This window comes from Rosistilla ulvae (genome assembly GCF_007741475.1).
In the GTDB taxonomy this organism is placed as follows: Bacteria; Planctomycetota; Planctomycetia; order Pirellulales; family Pirellulaceae; genus Rosistilla; species Rosistilla ulvae.
The window spans coordinates 6335644-6351926 of the sequence record NZ_CP036261.1; the positions used below are offsets into that span (position 1 = coordinate 6335644).

Sequence of the window (16283 nt, forward strand, 5' to 3'; positions counted from 1 at the left end):
CCTGCAAGCGAAGCGAGCCTCGGGCCCCCAGGTTGTCTGCTAGAGCGGAGTGCATTGCATGAAGACGTCTCGTTTCCCTGCCCCTTTGAGCGGCATCGTGCCACCGCTGGTGACCCCGCTGACGGCTCCCGACAGCTTGCACCATCATGGGCTCGACAGCTTGCTCGAACATCTGATCTCCGGCGGGGTATCGGGCGTGTTCCTACTGGGGACCTGCGGCGAAGGGCCTGCGTTGCCCTTCAAATTGCAATGCGAATTGATCGAACGGGCCTGTTCGCAAGTCGACAACCGCGTCCCCGTCTTAGTGGGTGTCAGCAGTCCCTCGCTGGAAGATTCCGTTGGGCTGGCCGAACACGCCGCCGATTGCGGTGCGTCGGCGATCGTATCGACGCTACCTTATTACTTCGCGACGGCAGAAGAGCATCAAGCGGGGCATCTGGTCCGGCTAGCCCGCCGCAGCCCGATCCCCTTAGTCGTCTACAACATGCCGGCTTGCGTGCATCAAACGATTTCGATCCGCACCTTGCAACGGTTGGCCGACGAGCCGAACATCGCCGGTTTCAAAGACAGCGGCGGCGATATGCAGCGGTTCCGCCAGTACTGCGACCTCGCGATCGCCCGTCGCCCGGAGTGGTGCCGTTTGGTCGGCCCCGAACATCTGCTAGCCGAAGCGATTGCGGCCGGAGGCACCGGGGGCGTCAACGGCGGCGCGAATGTTTGCCCGTCGCTGTTTCACCGCATCTATCAAGCCGCTGTGGCGGAAGATGCTGTCGCGCTGCGCCGTCTGCAAAAGCAAGCCGATGTGTTGGGGCGATTGTACGGTCAGCCTGAAACCATCGGTTCGGTGATCCTTGGGCTGAAGATGGCTCTCGGTTTGCTGGGGATCTGCGAGCATCATACGACCGAACTCTTCGCTCCGCCGACCAACGAGCAGTGGAAGGCGACCGAAAGCGTCCTGGCGCAATTGGCCACCTGGGGCTTGGCGTCGGTCTAATCGTCGACCGTGTAGCGACGCAGCAGTTCCGCCGGTGCGCCGATCGAAACGACGCGGACCGCGCCGGTGAAGTCGCTCGCGCCGGGGGCGGCAAAGCCAATCTTTTCAGCGACAAACGTGCATGTCAGGTCGGCGCGAAAGCAGGGATCGCCGGGGGTGCCCGTGTCGCAATCGAGTCCGCTGGGCAGATCGATCGCTACGCGAACGGCATTGGTCGCGTTGGCGTCGCGGATCGCGTTGGCGATCGTGCCGCGAGGATCTCCGCTGGCCCCGGTCCCTAACATCGCGTCGACGATACACGATGCATCGCCCAGTTTTCGCTGTAGGCTCGGCAGCGAATGCTCGTCGACGACTTCACAAGGCAACTTGCTGGCCATCGCGATCTGCCAGTTGGTCAGCGCGTCCCCCGCGAGTCGAGCGGGATCGGCCAGCAGAAAGATGTGGGGCTGGCGTCCCAGCAGCTGCAGATGGCGGGCGATCACAAACCCATCGCCGCCGTTGTTCCCGCCGCCGCACAGGATCGCAATCTCCGTGGCGGCAGTGAAAGCAGCGATCTGTTCGGCCGCGCCTCGGCCGGCGTTCTCCATCAGGCAGATGCCTGGCATCGAAAATTCCCCGATCGCGATCTCGTCGATCGCTCGAACCTGTTCCCGCGACAAGGGCGTGGGCGGATTCATCGGTTGAGTCATCGTTATTTCACCGCAAGCATGCGTTCCAGTGCGACCAGCGACCATCGCGAGGTCTCTTCATCGACTTCGATTACGTTGACGTTTTCCTTGGCGACCAAGTTTTCCAAGCACCAGCAGAGATGCGCCAGATCGATGCGGTACATCGTCGCGCACATGCAGATCACCGGCGACAGGAAATGGATCTCCTGTTCGGGGTGCTCCTGCTTCAATCGGTTCACAAGATGCAATTCGGTTCCGATCGCCCACTTGGTTCCCGCCGGGCTCTCTTTAACTGTGTTGATAATCTTGCCGGTGCTGCCCGAAACATCGGCCAGGTCGTTGACGTCTTGCGGACACTCGGGGTGGACCAAGATCTTGATGCCGGGGTGATTCTTGCGGAACGCGTCGACATGTTCGGGGCGGAACATCTGGTGCACGCTGCAGTGCCCTTTCCACAAGATCACGCGGCTGTCGCGGATCGCTTGTTCGTCGTTGCCGCCGAGTTCATCTTCGTAGGGATCCCAGACAGGCATCTGGTCGTTGGTGATGTCCATCGTCAGCGCGGTGTTGCGGCCGAGATGTTGATCGGGGAAGAAGAAGACGCGTTGGCCGCGCTCAAACGCCCACTCCAGGACCGCCCGGGCGTTGCTGCTGGTGCAGACAATCCCGCCATTCCTCCCGCAAAACGCTTTCAAACTGGCCGCGCTATTGATGTAGGTGACCGGGATCACCGTCTTGGTGTCGATCACTTCGCCCATGTCGGCCCAAGCGTTTTCGACTTGATCGATTGCGGCCATATCGGCCATCGAGCAACCAGCCGCCATGTCGGGCAGGATCACGCGGACGCGCTGTCCATCGCGCTGTTCCAGTTTCTCGGGGCGGTTTGCCAAGATGTCGGCGGTTTCCGCCATGAAGTGGACACCACAAAAAACGATCGTCTTGCAAGCGGCGCTCTCGGCTGCCATCTGGCTCAACTGATAACTGTCCCCACGCAGATCGCTGTGCTCGATCACTTCGTCCTGCTGATAGTGATGCCCCAGAATCAGCAGCGAATCGCCCAATTGCTGACGCACCGTTTGGATGCGTTGGGACAGTTCGGTGTTGGAGAGCGATTTGTAGGGCTTCAGCGGCAATGCCTCCGAAGGTTGGATCGATACAGACACGAGATACACCCTTATTTATGTTGAGCCAACCGTTCGGCGAGTTGGCATGCGATTCAAATGGCATTATACGCCAACGACGACAATCGGCCATCGGCAGTAGCGAGCGATCGGCGGTAGATCGCGGACCGAGCGGACAAAGACAAACGCTTCATGGCTGGCAATCGTCGTCAGATCGATATCCGCTGCGATTCGCCATTCCTTTTCCAGTCGCCAATCGTGCGTGGTGCCGCGGTCTTGGAAAAAAGCCTGATCGGCTGGTGCCAACGCGGCAAAATCGTCTGCGTCGCCGTAAATCGCCGGCCGGCTGCCCTGCGTTTCCAGCAGGCTGCGGTGAATCGCGATCCCATACGGTTCGTAGTCCCAGCGTCCCAGATGGGACCGGAAAACGCGGCTGCCCAGTAGATCGGACAGCGGGCGAGCTGAGAGGCAGACGACCGGCTGGCCGTCGCGCGTCAGTCGATCGGTCGCCAACAGTCGCCCCGTCTGCAAGATCCGCCGCAGCGTCGCCAGCGGTCCCGATTCGCAAGTGCAGTCGCCCGAGAGCAGGTCGTCGTGAAAGTCGGCTTCGCTTTGATCGGGCCATGCCCCGTCGCGCTCTCGCGTGCAATGGACCAGATAGGGCCAGTGGTCGGCATCATCCGATTCCCCACGTTGCGATAACAGTTCGTCGAGCGTTACATGGTTTGTTGGAGCGTCCTCGGGCGGATCGCTCGAGACCCGAGCGTGACGCGGGGCGAGCATCCAGCCGACGGCACCGCGCTCGATGTGCGACTGGGCAGTCCGGTTCTTGGGATCGATCGCGATCCAAACGCTTGCAGGATTCCAGCGTCGATCGGACAGGCGTCGCTCGAGCAGTCGATCGATATTGCCGCCGCTGGAGACCAACGGAGCATAGACTCGATCGGCGAGAAAGATCGTCACTGCATCGCGGCGAGGGGCGTCGGCGATCGCGGTCGATGGAGCGATAGGAGGCGAGATCGCGATCCGGTCGGTTGGCGGATGCTTTTGTATCCGGCCGATCCAGCGGTCGAAGTCTTCGTTTTCGGGGCTCACGCAGATCGTGATCGCGGGGCAGGCAAAGCGATCGGCAGCCCGCTGGATCCAAGGGGCGGCGGCGGTTCCGTCGCTGATCAACAGCGTCGCCGCATCCTGTCGCGTCGCCGCGATCGCTTGACGCAGCAACGCAAACCAATCGTGTCGACGGTGTAGATGGCGGCCGATCCGAGAACTGACGACCGCGTAGAGTGGACGCCGCCAACATATGCTGTCGGGAATCCAACAGATGGAATCGCGGGTGCCGTCTGCCGTAGTCTGGCGGATCGCGTCGGGCAATCCCAGCGTAAACCGTCCCCCGGGCAGATGCAGGGCATCGGCCTGGGCGAGACGTTGCAGCGGCTGGGATTCCGCTGCGTTCATCGGATGTTACAACTGGCTTGCGGGTAGCGGCAACAGGTTCCATTTGTGGATCGTGCTAACCGTATTGGCATAACGTTCCTTCTTGCTCAAAACCTTCCAGTCGGGATGGACGCGGAACTTCTTCCAACCTTCGTCTTTGGCTTCTTGGTTGGGATAGACAGTCATGTAAGTCAGGTTGGGGATCTTGTCGCCAACGATCGCTTGACCGAAGAAGATCGGTTGGATTCCGCAGTCCAAGAAGATCGGAACCTCACCCGAATTGAACATCTCCACTTTCAGATCGCCCCGGTGTTCGGTGGCGCTTTCGTAGGTCCGCAGTTCGAAGATCCGTTGATCTTTGTTTTTGCTAAGCTCCGGCTGATTCAAACGGGGTAGCACGTCGAATGCGATCAACAATTCGCTGCGAACGCGATCGAGGATCGGTGTCGACGGTGGAATTTGATTATATTCGGTCGCCGCTTCTGCATAAGCTTTGTCGGCCGCCAGCTTGGCTGGGATTTCGGCAACTTGACCGGCGTTATCGAGCGGGATCAGGACGAACCGCGATTCCTGCTCTTCGCTCGAATCGGTCTTGAACAAACCGACGGGCTCGATTCCCATCCGGTTCAGGGCGGGGGCCAACGCGTCGGAAAGATAGGCGTCCAAGAGCGTCGGGTCGGCGTTCTCTTTCAGCTTGTATTGGCGGATTTCGAAATACTGTTTGCCTTCGACAGCGAAGGATTGCGTCATCATGACACCGGCGATCAGGAGGGAGACGAGAGTTCGGACCATCGGGGAGGGTTCTCCAATAACTGGAATTTTATCAGGTTGGTGAGGCGTGCAGATCGCAGCCGGGGAGCCGATATCATAACACAAGATCACTGCGGCGGATCGCTGTTTTGTTCGCCGCCGATTTGCTCTCCCCGAATCACCTCCGGCTGCAGGTTTGCCGGCAGTTCGGCAGCGATTATCTGCAGCAGCGCAGAGTCGGGCAGGAAGCGACACATAATGTAGTAGCTGCAAGAGAGCCCAACGGCGGCGCCCAGGACGACCTTGATCGCTTCAGCGACAAAGCCCATGAACCCGAGGGATCGCCGGCGACGCAATGTGTCGGCGCGGCCGAGCCGCGGAATTGCGGAGGCATGCCCCGAGCGTGATCCTTCTGCCGGATCGTTGAAGGGGCGACCATGTTGATCGGGATGCGGCGCTGCGTGGTCGTCGAATTCAGCCGGTGATTTCGGCCGCTGGCTGGGACGCACCGGCACAGGCTGCGATGTTGCGATCGGTTGTGGTGGAGCTTGGAGCGGAGTTGGTTTGGGAGGTTGGGCAGCGGAGATCGGTTGCCGATCGGCGGCCACAACGGCTGTCGGATCGATGCGGAAGTGAAGCGTTGGACCGCGCGTCGCCAGGTCGATCGCGGTCTCCGCAACGAGCCAGTGCCGCGTGTCGGGATGGGCTTCGGCGGGGAACAGCTGCCACGGGCCACTGCTCTCGATCAACCAGCGGTTGGCGACGCGGCGGATCACTGCGTGCGTGTCGTAGATTCCATCGAGCGGTGGAACGACAAAGTCGCATCGGCTGGCGCAGCCGATCGTGATTTCGTTTTGCGAGAAGACTTGGCGCTGGCCATTGTCGAGTGAGAGTTCTACAGCCACGATCGAATCAGTCCAAATCGAGGGCGCTGTAGATCTCTTTCATCTTGTCGTTCCAGTCGGTCAACGCGCTGTCGGAGAGGCCGTTCTGTCGTCGAATCTGTAACCGAGCGGTGATGCCAACGCTCGGCAGGCTGGCGGCGACACCTAACATTCCGTCGGCGTCGTATTGGAACTTCACCCAGACCGGCGTTCCGGCGGGCAAGCCGGGGGGCAGATCGTGAACTACACACTTGCCGATCATCGTGGAATTCTGGCCGCTGCTGTCGCCCCCTTCGACCACCTGCACCGCGACGTTGGGCTGCCCGGATTTGTGGGTCTCAAATTGAGCTGTATGCGATGAAGGGAGAGGCGAGTTGCGGGGAATCATCACGCGATTGCGAGGTCGCCCGGTCGCCGTTTCAACTCCCAGCACACCCAGGGCGTGCGAATTGACGTTTGTCACTTGAATCGATTCCGGCTGGCCAGCTTCCCGCGACTTCAAGATCTTGCCGTACAGAGCCGCTCCGTGAGCAACCGCTTCGTCGGCCGAAAGCGATCGATCGGCCGCCCGGCCGCTCTGCTGCTTCAACATCTGGCCAACTTGCGGCATCCGCGTCGAACCGCCAACCAGAAGTACCCGCGTGATCTCGTCCCACCCGAGTCCCGCTTCTTTGATGACTTTGTTGACAGTGAACCGTGTCCGTTCCAACAGATGCGCTGTCAGTTCGTCGAACTCCGCCCGCGTGACAGTTGTCCGCATCACCGCGCCGGCGAATTCGATCAGCACATTGGCCTGCGACCGAGCGCTCAGCGTCCGCTTGGCCTCTTCGGCTTCGCGCATGAACCGCGACATCGCACTTGGATCTTGGCAGGGATCGATAAGATGTTCGTCGGCGAATCGATCGACAAGATGTTTTGCCAAACAGCGATCCCAATCGGTGCCTCCCAGCATCACGTTGCCATCGGTGGCGATCACTTCGTAGTGTTGACCATCGATTCGCATCACCGACACGTCAAACGTGCCGCCGCCGAGATCGTAGACCAGGATCGTTTCAGCTCGCTGCGATTCGCCTTGAGCATTTAAGAAGCCTTCGGAGACACCGTAGGCGATCGCCGCAGCGGTTGGTTCGTTGATCACCGCCAAGACTTCGAGCCCCGCCAGTCGACCGGCGTCTTGAGTGGCGCGGCGTTTGGGTTCGTTGAAGTAGGCCGGCACCGTGATCACCGCTTTGGTGATCGGGCCAATTTTGTCGGCCGCGTCGCGTTTCAACTTCTCCAGGATCAGCGACTGGATCACCTCCGGCGGAAACGATTGGCCGCCAAACGATTTGGAGAACATCGGTTTGCCCATCTCCCGCTTGGCAAACTCCGCCACCTTGTCGGGAAACAACGCCGCCGCCTTGGCCGCCTCTTTGCCGACGACAAACTCGTTTTCTTCAAACAGCACCACGCTGGGAGTTGTCAGGTCTCCCTCGGCATTGGTCACCGTCCGCGGAATCCCCGCAGCGTCGAGATGGGCGACGACGCTGAAAGTGGTTCCCAGGTCGATGCCGACGATATTGTCTGCTTTTTGGTTCAAGTAGGTGCTGCTCGAAAGAAGTGAAACGAACGCCGAAAGAGCCCGTTTCCGTTGTTGAAGTTTGCCCGAGGCGTCAATCTGGTCGACGCAAAATCCCCGCTGGAGCCCTATTGTAACAAGAGGCTCTCAGCGATCGAAGATCCTTTCTCGGGGCGCGTCGGTCGGTTTGATTTCGTTTGCCCGCCTCCCTGCCGCAGCGTTTAGATGACGCAATCGCCGTGGGAAGGCCTGGCGGTGAACGCGCGGGGCGTTGCCGCCGCGGTTAATCGAAAATGCGCTTCATGCCTGTCCCGAACGCGCTTCATTTATCGGCTCAGCCCCGGTTGGGGGCGATCGCATAGAGCCTGCGGCGCCAGCCGCAGGATCGCGTTACCGCGAACGATTCCAAGCCTCAGCAGAGGCGACAGATACGTCGCGTTTAGATGACGCAATCGCCGTGGGAAGGCCTGGCGGTGAACGCGTGGGGCGTTGCCGCCGCGGTTAAACGAAAATGCGCTTCATGCCTGTCCCGCACGCGCTTCATTTATCGGCTCAGCCCCGTTTTGGGGCGATCGCATAAAGCCTGCGGCGCCAGCCGCAGGATCGCGTTGCCGCAAAGGATTCCAAGCCTCGGCAGAGGCGACAGATACGTCGCTACGTGCGTGCTCGCGCTGCTGCGATCAAGGAGCTGAATTGCGGACTGCGCTCGGTTGGCTTTGCCCCGGGCTGGGTGGGACATAGGGATTGACCAGGGCGAGAATCAACGCGACCAGCCCCAGCAGCAGGCAGCTGACTAGCACCGAAAAGCCGACGATGATCCAGTTCTGAGCGTTGCGGTTCGACTTCGGCGTCTCCGCGTCGCGCGAATTGCTTGCGGGCGTCTGGATCGCAAAGTTCTTGGCGTCCGTCGCAGCGCGTGGGCTCAGCGAGCCGAACGGGTTCGTGGGGGCCGACGGACGGACCGGTGGAGCCAGCGTCGGCCGAGCCTGACGCGGCGGTGCAGGTCGGGCTGGAGGAGAGATTGGAGCCGCGGGGGCTGCGGGAACGACTGGTGCCGCCGCGACCGCGACGACGGGAGCAGCCAACGATCGCCGCAACGAAGCGTCGTAGCTCGCCTTCTTCTCAGGATTCAGCAGGATCAGCCGAGCCGCGGAGACCTCGTTCATCAACTTTTCGGCTTGTTCGGCGTGCTCTCCCGTCGAACAGCCATGCAGATACGTCATCCGCTGTTCGAACCCAGCATCGATCGTCTCGACGCTGGATTCGAACAGCTCGATGCCCAGCAAGCGGTAGTGATTGGCTGGCTGTTCCTGCGGCGGAATGCCAAACCAAGTCTGCAGCGAATCGAACATGGCTCTCGTAAAATGTGCCCCCCGACCGAACCAACGCAACCCATGCGCGATTCTCGAATCGGATTATCCTGCAGCAAGTGTAGACGTCAAAGGGGTGGGGACTCGCGGCGAGCCTGCGACGGCGTTGTTCCCGCTGAAACGCCTGTCGATGCTCTTCCTGCGGTCATACCTGATTAATTGCGAACGTCGCGTGGCACGCCTAGACAGATCCGAAACCCGTCGCGGGAGTCACCGTAGGCGGGACCTTGCAGTCCCAGTCGAACGGCGCAGCGAGCGTTGCCGGGGACATCGAAATAATTGCCACCGCGACAGACCGGACGGTAGTTCGAATCGGTCACGTACAGCTGCTCATGCCCGCCCTGGGGATCGAAATGATCCAAGACGATCTCCCAAACGCCACCACACATATCGGCCAGCCCGAAACCATTGCGGCCCTGCGGGCCGTAGTGGTCGACCGGCGAGACGAACGCGAAACCGTCGCTCCACGGTGCGTTCGCCAGCGGCCAGATCTTGTTTCGCCCCGGCAGGAAATCGACAGCGGAAATGTTCAACCGCCCTTCGCCTTCTTTCAAATCATTGCCCCACCAGAAATAAGTGCTTTCGCGGCCACCGCGACAGGCATAAGCCCATTCCGCTTCGGTCGGCAGGCGGTATTCGAGCCCCTTCGGCAAGCGGCCGGCCATCCGTTCTCGTTCGGTCAACCAAGCACAGAACGCGCGGCCATCGTTCCAGCTGACGCAGACGACGGGATAGACGCTGCGTAGCGGAAAACCAAAACCGGGATCGCGCCAACTCTTCCCCGGGCTGGGGATCCACGGATGAGGCGGGGCGATCGCGGAGATCTCCCACTCGGGATCAAAGCAATGCGGCTGGCCTCCCGGCTTTTCCGCATCGGTCACATATCCCGATTCATCGGCGAAGCGGCGGAACTGCCCCACGCTGACCTCGGTCCGTCCCATCCAGAACCCGTCGGCAACTCGCATCGCCCGCGGTTGCTCCCCTTCATAGGACTCGCGTTCGGTTCCCGGCGTCGCGCCGCCTTCGATGCCCGTCGCCCACGCTCGCTCCTCCGCCGTGCTGCCCATCTTGAATTCGCCCGCGGGAATGAACACCAGCTCCAGATCGACCGCGTCGCCAAGATCGACAATCCGTGTTGCGCCCTGCACCGGATCTTCCGCCAGCCCTCGGTTGACCGCCCCGGTCAACAAAAGAGCAACAGCGGCAACGGGTACCCAAACATTTCTGAAATCCGACATCGTTCACGGCTCGCATGAGGTGGGGACGCATCTAAATAAAGGGCTGAGTTTAGCCGATTCCAACGCCCCGAGCTTGCCCGCGGCGTGTAAAACGTGCAATCCGACATCGCGGTGACTAATTTTCCCAAAAAACGGGTGTCACGGGTAACCTCACCGCCGGTGCTGCCATAATCTACTGATGACCGATCCCACCCCCTCCAACGACGCCCACCTTGAAGACGCGCTTCGCCGCACCCGCGATGGCGACAAGGCTGCTTTCGAAACCGTGATTCGCCGGTTTGAGAAGCCGCTGCGCAGTTGGTTGGCTGGCCACGTGCCCCCCGGTATCGATGTCGACGAAGTGGCCCAGCGAACGTTTGTCGCCGCCTATTGCCGGCTGTCCGATTACCAACCCGGCACGCAATTCGCCGCTTGGCTGTTCACAATCGCCCGATTCCAGCTTCGCACCGAAACCACTCGGCTGCGGCGGATCGCCGATTACCATTCGCGTTACGGGCCCGATCTACTGCAACGCGAATTGGATCGCCGCAGCGAGGAAGCTCCCCAGCGGTGGGACACGCGTTTGGATAGCTTGCACCTTTGCCTGGATGCGCTGAGCGAACCGCTCCGCCGTTTCGTCGACTGGCGGTACGAAGAAGAAATCCCGCTCGAGGAGATGGCTGCCCGCTGCGGCCGCTCGGTCGCAGCAGTCAAAAAACAACTTTGGAAGGCTCGCCAGGCGCTCCAACAATGCGTGGAAACGCGACTGGCGCGGGCCGATGGAGGTCTGCAATGAACGCTTTCGATCGTTTTGCCCAGCTCTGGACCGACTATCTCGAAGGCGAACTCGACGAGCAAGGTCTGGCCGAGCTTCGCCAGTTGATGGCGGAAGATCCGCAGCGAGTGACGTTGGCGGCTGACATGTTTCAGACGCATCGTTTGTTAGCGTTGGCGGTCGACGAATCCAAATCGCGACAAGATCAGTTTGTCCGCGAAGCGATGTCGCGACTGCCCGACAATCAGGATGCCTTCGTCCGTCGCGTGATGTCCAACATGGAACCCGATCCGACGACGTCTGCGACGCCGCCGAAGCGAAACGCGTTTCGTACGAAAGCCGCCGCGATTGGAATCGCCGCCGCCATCATGTTGGCCGCTGTGGCAGCGTTTTACTTCGGAAATCCAACTCAACCGCAGATCGCTCACGAAACCGAGAGCCAGTCCATCGGCAGCGCGACGGCGGCAGCGGATGTTCGTTTGGCGAGCAATTCTAATGCAAAGTTCTTCGGTGAACTGTCGCCTCCCGTGGGAGCGGTGCTTGCTGGCGAGCGGGATTATGTGCTGATGAGCGGAATGATCGAGGTTGCCTTCCCGGCCGGCGCGTCGGCAATCCTGGAGGGCCCGGCGGTCTTTCGAGTGATGTCCGACGAATGCCTCGCCTTGGATGTGGGGAGTTGTTCGGTCCACGCCCCCGACGGCGCCGAAGGCTTTCGCGTGGAGACACCCGCGACGCGTGTGGTCGATCGTGGGACGCGGTTCTCGGTGAACGTTTCGGAGACGAGCGAGACCGAGGTGCAAGTGATCGAAGGAGCGGCGGACATCTACGACATCGGTGGCGATGGCGAACCGATGCCCGATCGCGATCCGACGATCCGCATGACCGACGGCGACGCTCAAAAATTCAGCCGCGGCCAAGCCTTTGCCGGCGGTGCGATTCCGTTTGATGCCAGTCGCTATCGCAGCCGATTGCCCGATCGCATTATCGCTTACGAAACAACGACAGCCGACGAAGATGGAGGGGCTGAAAATCTGACCGGCGTCACGTTGCAGCGCGGTGGCCGCGTCGTGACCGTGCCGGTGGAAGATCTGATTCCGATTCGCGTTGCGTCGTTTAAAGCGACCGAACCGGGGCCGCTTTTTGTTAGCACCGGCCAGACGCTTCCCGACGGACGGATCGTCACCTCTTCGGATCGCAGCCTGGTCACCGGCGCGATCAATCCCGGCGGAAGCCGCGAACCGCTGACGACCGATCCCGTGTTGAGCGGCCCCTCCGCCACGCCTGGAATGGCGATCAAGTTCGCCAGCCCGGTCGAAAACGGTCCCGGCCCCGACGTCGTGCTCTTCGATCTGCAAACGTTTTCCAACCCGCCCGACGGCGATGCCTTTCACGTCAGCCCGCTTCGATTTCGCGAGGGACTGCGATCGCATTCGATCCGCGTTTACGACCTGACGATGGAATCGCCCAACGCGCGCGATCTGACCGCCTTCTACATTCATCAGTTCGCCAATCCGGTCGATTCGATCGCAGACCTGCAGACGCAGGAGTGCTTCCCCAATGGCAAAGTGCTCAAATTCCGCGGCTTGGCCGTCGGCATCGATCTGTCCGATTTGGGCTACGCCGATGGTCAGCGCGTCGACGGCCTGTTCATTCAAGATGCGATGGACGACAGCCACCATGTCGATCCCGTTTTCATTGGAGGCCTGCCAGCGATGGCGAAACTCTCAGGAGAGACTCCATGATTTCCCCTTTTATCCCTTTGCTCAACCTACCTGCTCGCAGTGCATGCCTGCACGGAGTTCACTTTCCAATGCACCGATTCCTCCCCTCCCTACTCGCTCTCTTATTTGTCATCGCAACGGCCAGTCGCTCACCGGGTGATTCTCCGCTGGTCGCGCGCTGGGACTTTGGCAGCGAAGAAGCGACGCCGATGAAAGCTCGCGGCAATCTCCAACGCGACCAGGCCGGCCCGCGGCCGCCGGAGTTCCCCGATTTGGACGCCAGCAACACCGCGGTCCGTTTCGATGGGGGCTACTTCAGCATTCCCGACGCGGGAGCCGACAGCGAGTTCGACTTCACCAACGGCGAAGCGATCACGCTGGAAGCTTGGGTCAGTCCGATCGGCGGGATTACTGGTTCGCCGCACGTGGTGATCGGCAAGGGGCGGACCGGTTCTCCGAAATTCGCTCGCGACAACCAGAACTGGGCGTTGCGTTTGGCGGGCAAGGCCAACGAGGCGAAAATCAATTTCCTGTTCGCGTCGAAGTTGACCGGCAGCGGGCGGCATTGGCATCGTTGGACGTCGAAGCAGAGTTTCCGGACGAACACCGGTTGGTATCACATCGCGATCTCCTATCGTTTCGGCGATCCGGGTTCGATCCGCGGTTACATCAATGGAGAACCGACGACGGGGAGCTGGGATATGGGCGGAGCGACCAAGTTGGCGCCGGTGGTCGACGACGATGAGATCCGCATCGGCAGCGGTTTTAAAGGGCTGATCGATGCGGTTGCGGTCCATCGCGAAGTGTTGGACGAAAAAGTCGTGGCGGCTCGCTTCCGCCGCGTTGGTGAAGCTCGCATCGCCCGACTGCAACCCGAAGTCATGCCGCAGTTGCAAGGTCTTCCCGAGGGCCGCGTGATGTTCCAAATTTCCGGCGGCTTGCCGTCGCGAGAGCGGTGGTTGTATGAAGGCGAGGAATGGCCGGCCGAATCGATGCGTTGGAGCGGGGACGAATTCCTGTTGTCGCGGCTTCCGATGGAATACGACAGCTGGGGCATCCGGTCCAGCTGGAAGGCACCGCTGTTGTTGCGGATGGCCGCCGACGTCGATCTGCCAGCGGGAACGCATCAGTTTTTGATGCGGGTTCGCGATCAAGCGCGATTGTGGGTCGACGGCCAATTGGTTGCGAAGACGAAATCGTCGACGGGGCGTCCGCCCGATGGCGAAGAGCCGATGCAGCCGCTGACTCAGCCGCCGCTGCCCGGACATCGACTGCCAGGTTACCGCCAGCAGGAGGTTGTTGGCGAAGCGACGATCGCGACCGAAGGGGACAGCGAAACGCGTCGCTGCCGCGTCGTCTTGGAACTGGTCGTCGGTGGTCCCGGCCGCCGGACCGAAACGGGAGAGATCTGCGTTGCGATGCTCTCTCCCGACGGCAAGCGGTATGACCTGCTCGGTGCCGACGACACACGATTGCCACTGACCGACGCGGCCGTTGTGCCAGCGATCGACCGAATCGAACAACAACTCGTCCAACTGGACGACCAGCGGCGGCGTGCCGCTGCAGCGTCTGAAGATCCGTATTGGGATCGGCGTCACGAAATCGCTCGGCAATGGGCGGCTGAAAATCCTGCCGACGTGGATGTGGCGGTGCAGGCTGCCGACGCTGAAAATCCGATCGACAGGTTTATCGCCGCAAAGATCGCAGGCGCCGTCGCTGCATCGGCGGACACCGATCCGAAGCAAGCCGAACATTTTCATGGCAAAGTTTTGCCGCTGTTGCGGGAGCAGTGCTTCCGATGTCACGGCGAGAAGAGCAAAGGGGATCTGAAGCTGAACTCGCGCGAAGCGGCGTTGAAGGCGGGCGAATCGGAGATCCCCGCGGTGGTGCCGGGCGATCTCGATGCCAGCGAATTGATTTCGCAAATTCGCAGCGGCGCGATGCCGCCGACCGACGATGGACTCTCCGAACCACAGATCGAACTACTGGAGCAATGGGTTCGCGACGGAGCGGTTTGGCCCGCGCCGCCGCTGGCTGACGCCGATGTCGCGTTGGCGGCGGTCGTCGACGACCAAGCGTTTCTCCGGCGGATCTATCTCGATACCGTGGGCGTTCCGCCGACGTTCGCTGAAGCCCAGGCGTTTCTCGCCGATTCGCATCCCGACAAGCGCACGCGACTGATCGACAGCTTGCTGGACGATCCGCGATACGCCGACCATTGGATGAGTTTCTGGCTCGACGCGCTCGCCGAAAACCCGTCGCTGCTGAACGCATCGCTCAACAGCACCGGACCGTTTCGTTGGTTCGTGTACGAAGCGTTGCGAGACGACAAGCCGCTGGATCGGATGGTGACCGAGCTGTTGATGCTGCGAGGCGGAGCTGCCGAAGGGGGAAGTGCCGGGTTTGGCATCGCCGCCGAAAACGATGCTCCGATGGCGGCCAAAGGTCACATCATCGCATCGGCCTTCCTGGGGATCGAACTGCAATGCGCCCGCTGTCACGATTCTCCCTACCACAGCACTTCGCAACGCGATCTCTACTCGCTGGCCGCGATGATGGGGCGGAAATCGGTCACTGTGCCGAAGACCAGTCGCGTGCCGGATGCGTTTTTTGAAAGCCAAAAAGATCGCGTTTCGCTGATCCAAGTGACGCTGAAGCCGGACGAACCTGTCACTGCCGAGTGGCCTTTCGCAGCGGCGACCGGCGCCGTCGATGGTCCCGAGATCGATGCGTTGATGATGAAGCCGTCCGATACGCGGGAACGTCTGGCCGCTCTGATCACCACGCCGCAAAACACGCGGTTCACCGAAGTGATCGTCAATCGGATCTGGAAGCAATTGATCGGTGCCGGCTTGGTCGAACCGGTCCACGATTGGGAGGGGAGCATCGCGAGCCATCCCGACCTGCTGCAGTGGCTCGCTCGCGAACTGGTCTCCAGCGGTTACGACACCCGGCACATCGTGCGGTTGATCGCAACGTCGGAGACTTACCAACGGGCGGCGACGGGAAAGAATCTCGACGCGTCGGCTGAGTTGCGATTTTTTAATGCGACCGAGCGACGTCGATTGACTGCGGAGCAAGTTGTCGATTCGCTGCATCAAGCGACCGGACGCAAGATCGATGTCGAGCCGTTGACCTTCGTGCACGACGGCCGCGTCCTGTTGGGCAGCCGGCAAACGCTGGGCAGCCCGAGCCGTGCGTGGATGTTTGGCGATCTGAAGAACGAACGCGATCGCCCCAGTTTGTCGCTCCCCAAGGCGCGGGCTGTCGTCGACGTGCTGGAAGCCTTCGGTTGGACCGGAGCCCGGCAGATGCCGATCGTCGACCGCGAGACCGATCCCAACGTCTTGCAGCCTGGCATCCTCGCCAACGGTACACTTTCGATGAACCTAACGCGGGCCGCCTACCAAAGCGATTTGGCGGAACTGGCAATCGAAGCCGATTCCCCGGACCAGCTTGTCGAGACGTTGTTCCTGCGATTTTTATGTCGCACGCCAACCGATGCCGAACGCCAAGCGTTCACCTTGGCGTTGGCCGATGGCTTCGACGCGCGGATCGTCCCGGACGACAAGGTCGTGATGCCCGAGCCGCCACCGCGGCTGCAACAGGTGACGTGGTTTAACCATCTGCGTCCAAAGGCAAATGAAATTCAAGTTGAAATGGAACGCCGCGCAAACGCGGGCCCAACCCCCGACCCCCGGCTGCAAGCAGATTGGCGAGAGGTCTACGAAGACATCGTCTGGAGCCTGGTAAACCACCGTGAATTTGTTTGGATTCCGTAACGGAGA

General features: G+C 61.1%; 12 protein-coding genes. 4 read left to right on the forward strand and 8 right to left on the reverse strand.

Annotated elements, in window-relative coordinates:
• Window positions 1–58 precede the first annotated feature (58 nt).
• Window positions 59–994, forward strand: coding sequence for a dihydrodipicolinate synthase family protein (locus EC9_RS22490; protein ID WP_145348303.1), 936 nt, complete (start codon window positions 59–61; stop codon window positions 992–994).
• Here EC9_RS22490 and EC9_RS22495 read toward each other — a convergent pair.
• From EC9_RS22495 to EC9_RS22530, 8 genes are all read right to left on the reverse strand, one after another.
• Entirely contained in the window at window positions 991–1671 is a 681-nt protein-coding gene (locus EC9_RS22495) for an NAD(P)H-hydrate epimerase (protein WP_218934358.1), read from the reverse strand. The two genes, EC9_RS22490 and EC9_RS22495, sit on opposite strands and share 4 nt — an antisense overlap.
• A 14-nt stretch (window positions 1672–1685) precedes the next feature.
• Entirely contained in the window at window positions 1686–2825 is a 1140-nt protein-coding gene (nadA, locus tag EC9_RS22500) for a quinolinate synthase NadA (protein WP_218934359.1), read from the reverse strand.
• 63 nt (window positions 2826–2888) lie between these two features.
• Window positions 2889–4241 carry a hypothetical protein gene (locus EC9_RS22505; protein WP_145348306.1) on the reverse strand — a complete coding sequence of 451 codons (1353 nt, stop codon included), beginning with the start codon at window positions 4239–4241 and terminating at the stop codon, window positions 2889–2891.
• Between the two features lie 6 nt (window positions 4242–4247).
• Entirely contained in the window at window positions 4248–5012 is a 765-nt protein-coding gene (locus EC9_RS22510) for an NIPSNAP family protein (RefSeq protein WP_246105831.1), read from the reverse strand.
• Between the two features lie 86 nt (window positions 5013–5098).
• Entirely contained in the window at window positions 5099–5875 is a 777-nt protein-coding gene (locus EC9_RS22515; protein WP_145348307.1) for an FHA domain-containing protein, read from the reverse strand.
• A 7-nt stretch (window positions 5876–5882) separates the two neighbouring features.
• Entirely contained in the window at window positions 5883–7433 is a 1551-nt protein-coding gene (locus EC9_RS22520) for an Hsp70 family protein (protein WP_218934360.1), read from the reverse strand.
• Between the two features lie 659 nt (window positions 7434–8092).
• The gene (locus EC9_RS22525) at window positions 8093–8764 is read right to left on the reverse strand and encodes a hypothetical protein (protein ID WP_145348309.1); all 672 of its coding nucleotides are present in this window, start codon (window positions 8762–8764) and stop codon (window positions 8093–8095) included.
• A 173-nt stretch (window positions 8765–8937) separates the two neighbouring features.
• On the reverse strand, window positions 8938–10020 hold the full coding sequence (locus EC9_RS22530) for a formylglycine-generating enzyme family protein (protein ID WP_145348310.1): 1083 nt from the start codon (window positions 10018–10020) through the stop codon (window positions 8938–8940).
• A 178-nt stretch (window positions 10021–10198) separates the two neighbouring features.
• On the opposite strand from EC9_RS22530, the gene EC9_RS22535 reads away from it, so the two are divergent.
• From EC9_RS22535 to EC9_RS22545, 3 genes are all read left to right on the forward strand, one after another.
• Window positions 10199–10795: a sigma-70 family RNA polymerase sigma factor gene (locus EC9_RS22535; protein ID WP_145348311.1), complete on the forward strand. Its 597-nt coding sequence runs from the start codon at window positions 10199–10201 to the stop codon at window positions 10793–10795.
• The gene (locus EC9_RS22540; RefSeq protein WP_218934361.1) at window positions 10792–12516 is read left to right on the forward strand and encodes a FecR domain-containing protein; all 1725 of its coding nucleotides are present in this window, start codon (window positions 10792–10794) and stop codon (window positions 12514–12516) included. The genes EC9_RS22535 and EC9_RS22540 overlap by 4 nt, the downstream gene beginning before the upstream one ends.
• Before the next feature lie 68 nt (window positions 12517–12584).
• Window positions 12585–16277, forward strand: coding sequence for a DUF1553 domain-containing protein (locus tag EC9_RS22545; RefSeq protein ID WP_145348313.1), 3693 nt, complete (start codon window positions 12585–12587; stop codon window positions 16275–16277).
• The last annotated feature ends 6 nt before the right edge of the window (window positions 16278–16283 follow it).

Coding starts and splice junctions, on each gene's coding strand:
- EC9_RS22490 (WP_145348303.1), top strand. CDS start 59: ATGAAGACGTCTCGTTTCCCTGCCCCTTTGAGCGGCATCGTGCCACCG.
- EC9_RS22495 (WP_218934358.1), bottom strand. CDS start 1,671: ATGAATCCGCCCACGCCCTTGTCGCGGGAACAGGTTCGAGCGATCGAC.
- EC9_RS22505 (WP_145348306.1), bottom strand. CDS start 4,241: ATGAACGCAGCGGAATCCCAGCCGCTGCAACGTCTCGCCCAGGCCGAT.
- EC9_RS22510 (WP_246105831.1), bottom strand. CDS start 5,012: ATGGTCCGAACTCTCGTCTCCCTCCTGATCGCCGGTGTCATGATGACG.
- EC9_RS22525 (WP_145348309.1), bottom strand. CDS start 8,764: ATGTTCGATTCGCTGCAGACTTGGTTTGGCATTCCGCCGCAGGAACAG.
- EC9_RS22530 (WP_145348310.1), bottom strand. CDS start 10,020: ATGTCGGATTTCAGAAATGTTTGGGTACCCGTTGCCGCTGTTGCTCTT.
- EC9_RS22535 (WP_145348311.1), top strand. CDS start 10,199: ATGACCGATCCCACCCCCTCCAACGACGCCCACCTTGAAGACGCGCTT.
- EC9_RS22540 (WP_218934361.1), top strand. CDS start 10,792: ATGAACGCTTTCGATCGTTTTGCCCAGCTCTGGACCGACTATCTCGAA.
- EC9_RS22545 (WP_145348313.1), top strand. CDS start 12,585: ATGCACCGATTCCTCCCCTCCCTACTCGCTCTCTTATTTGTCATCGCA.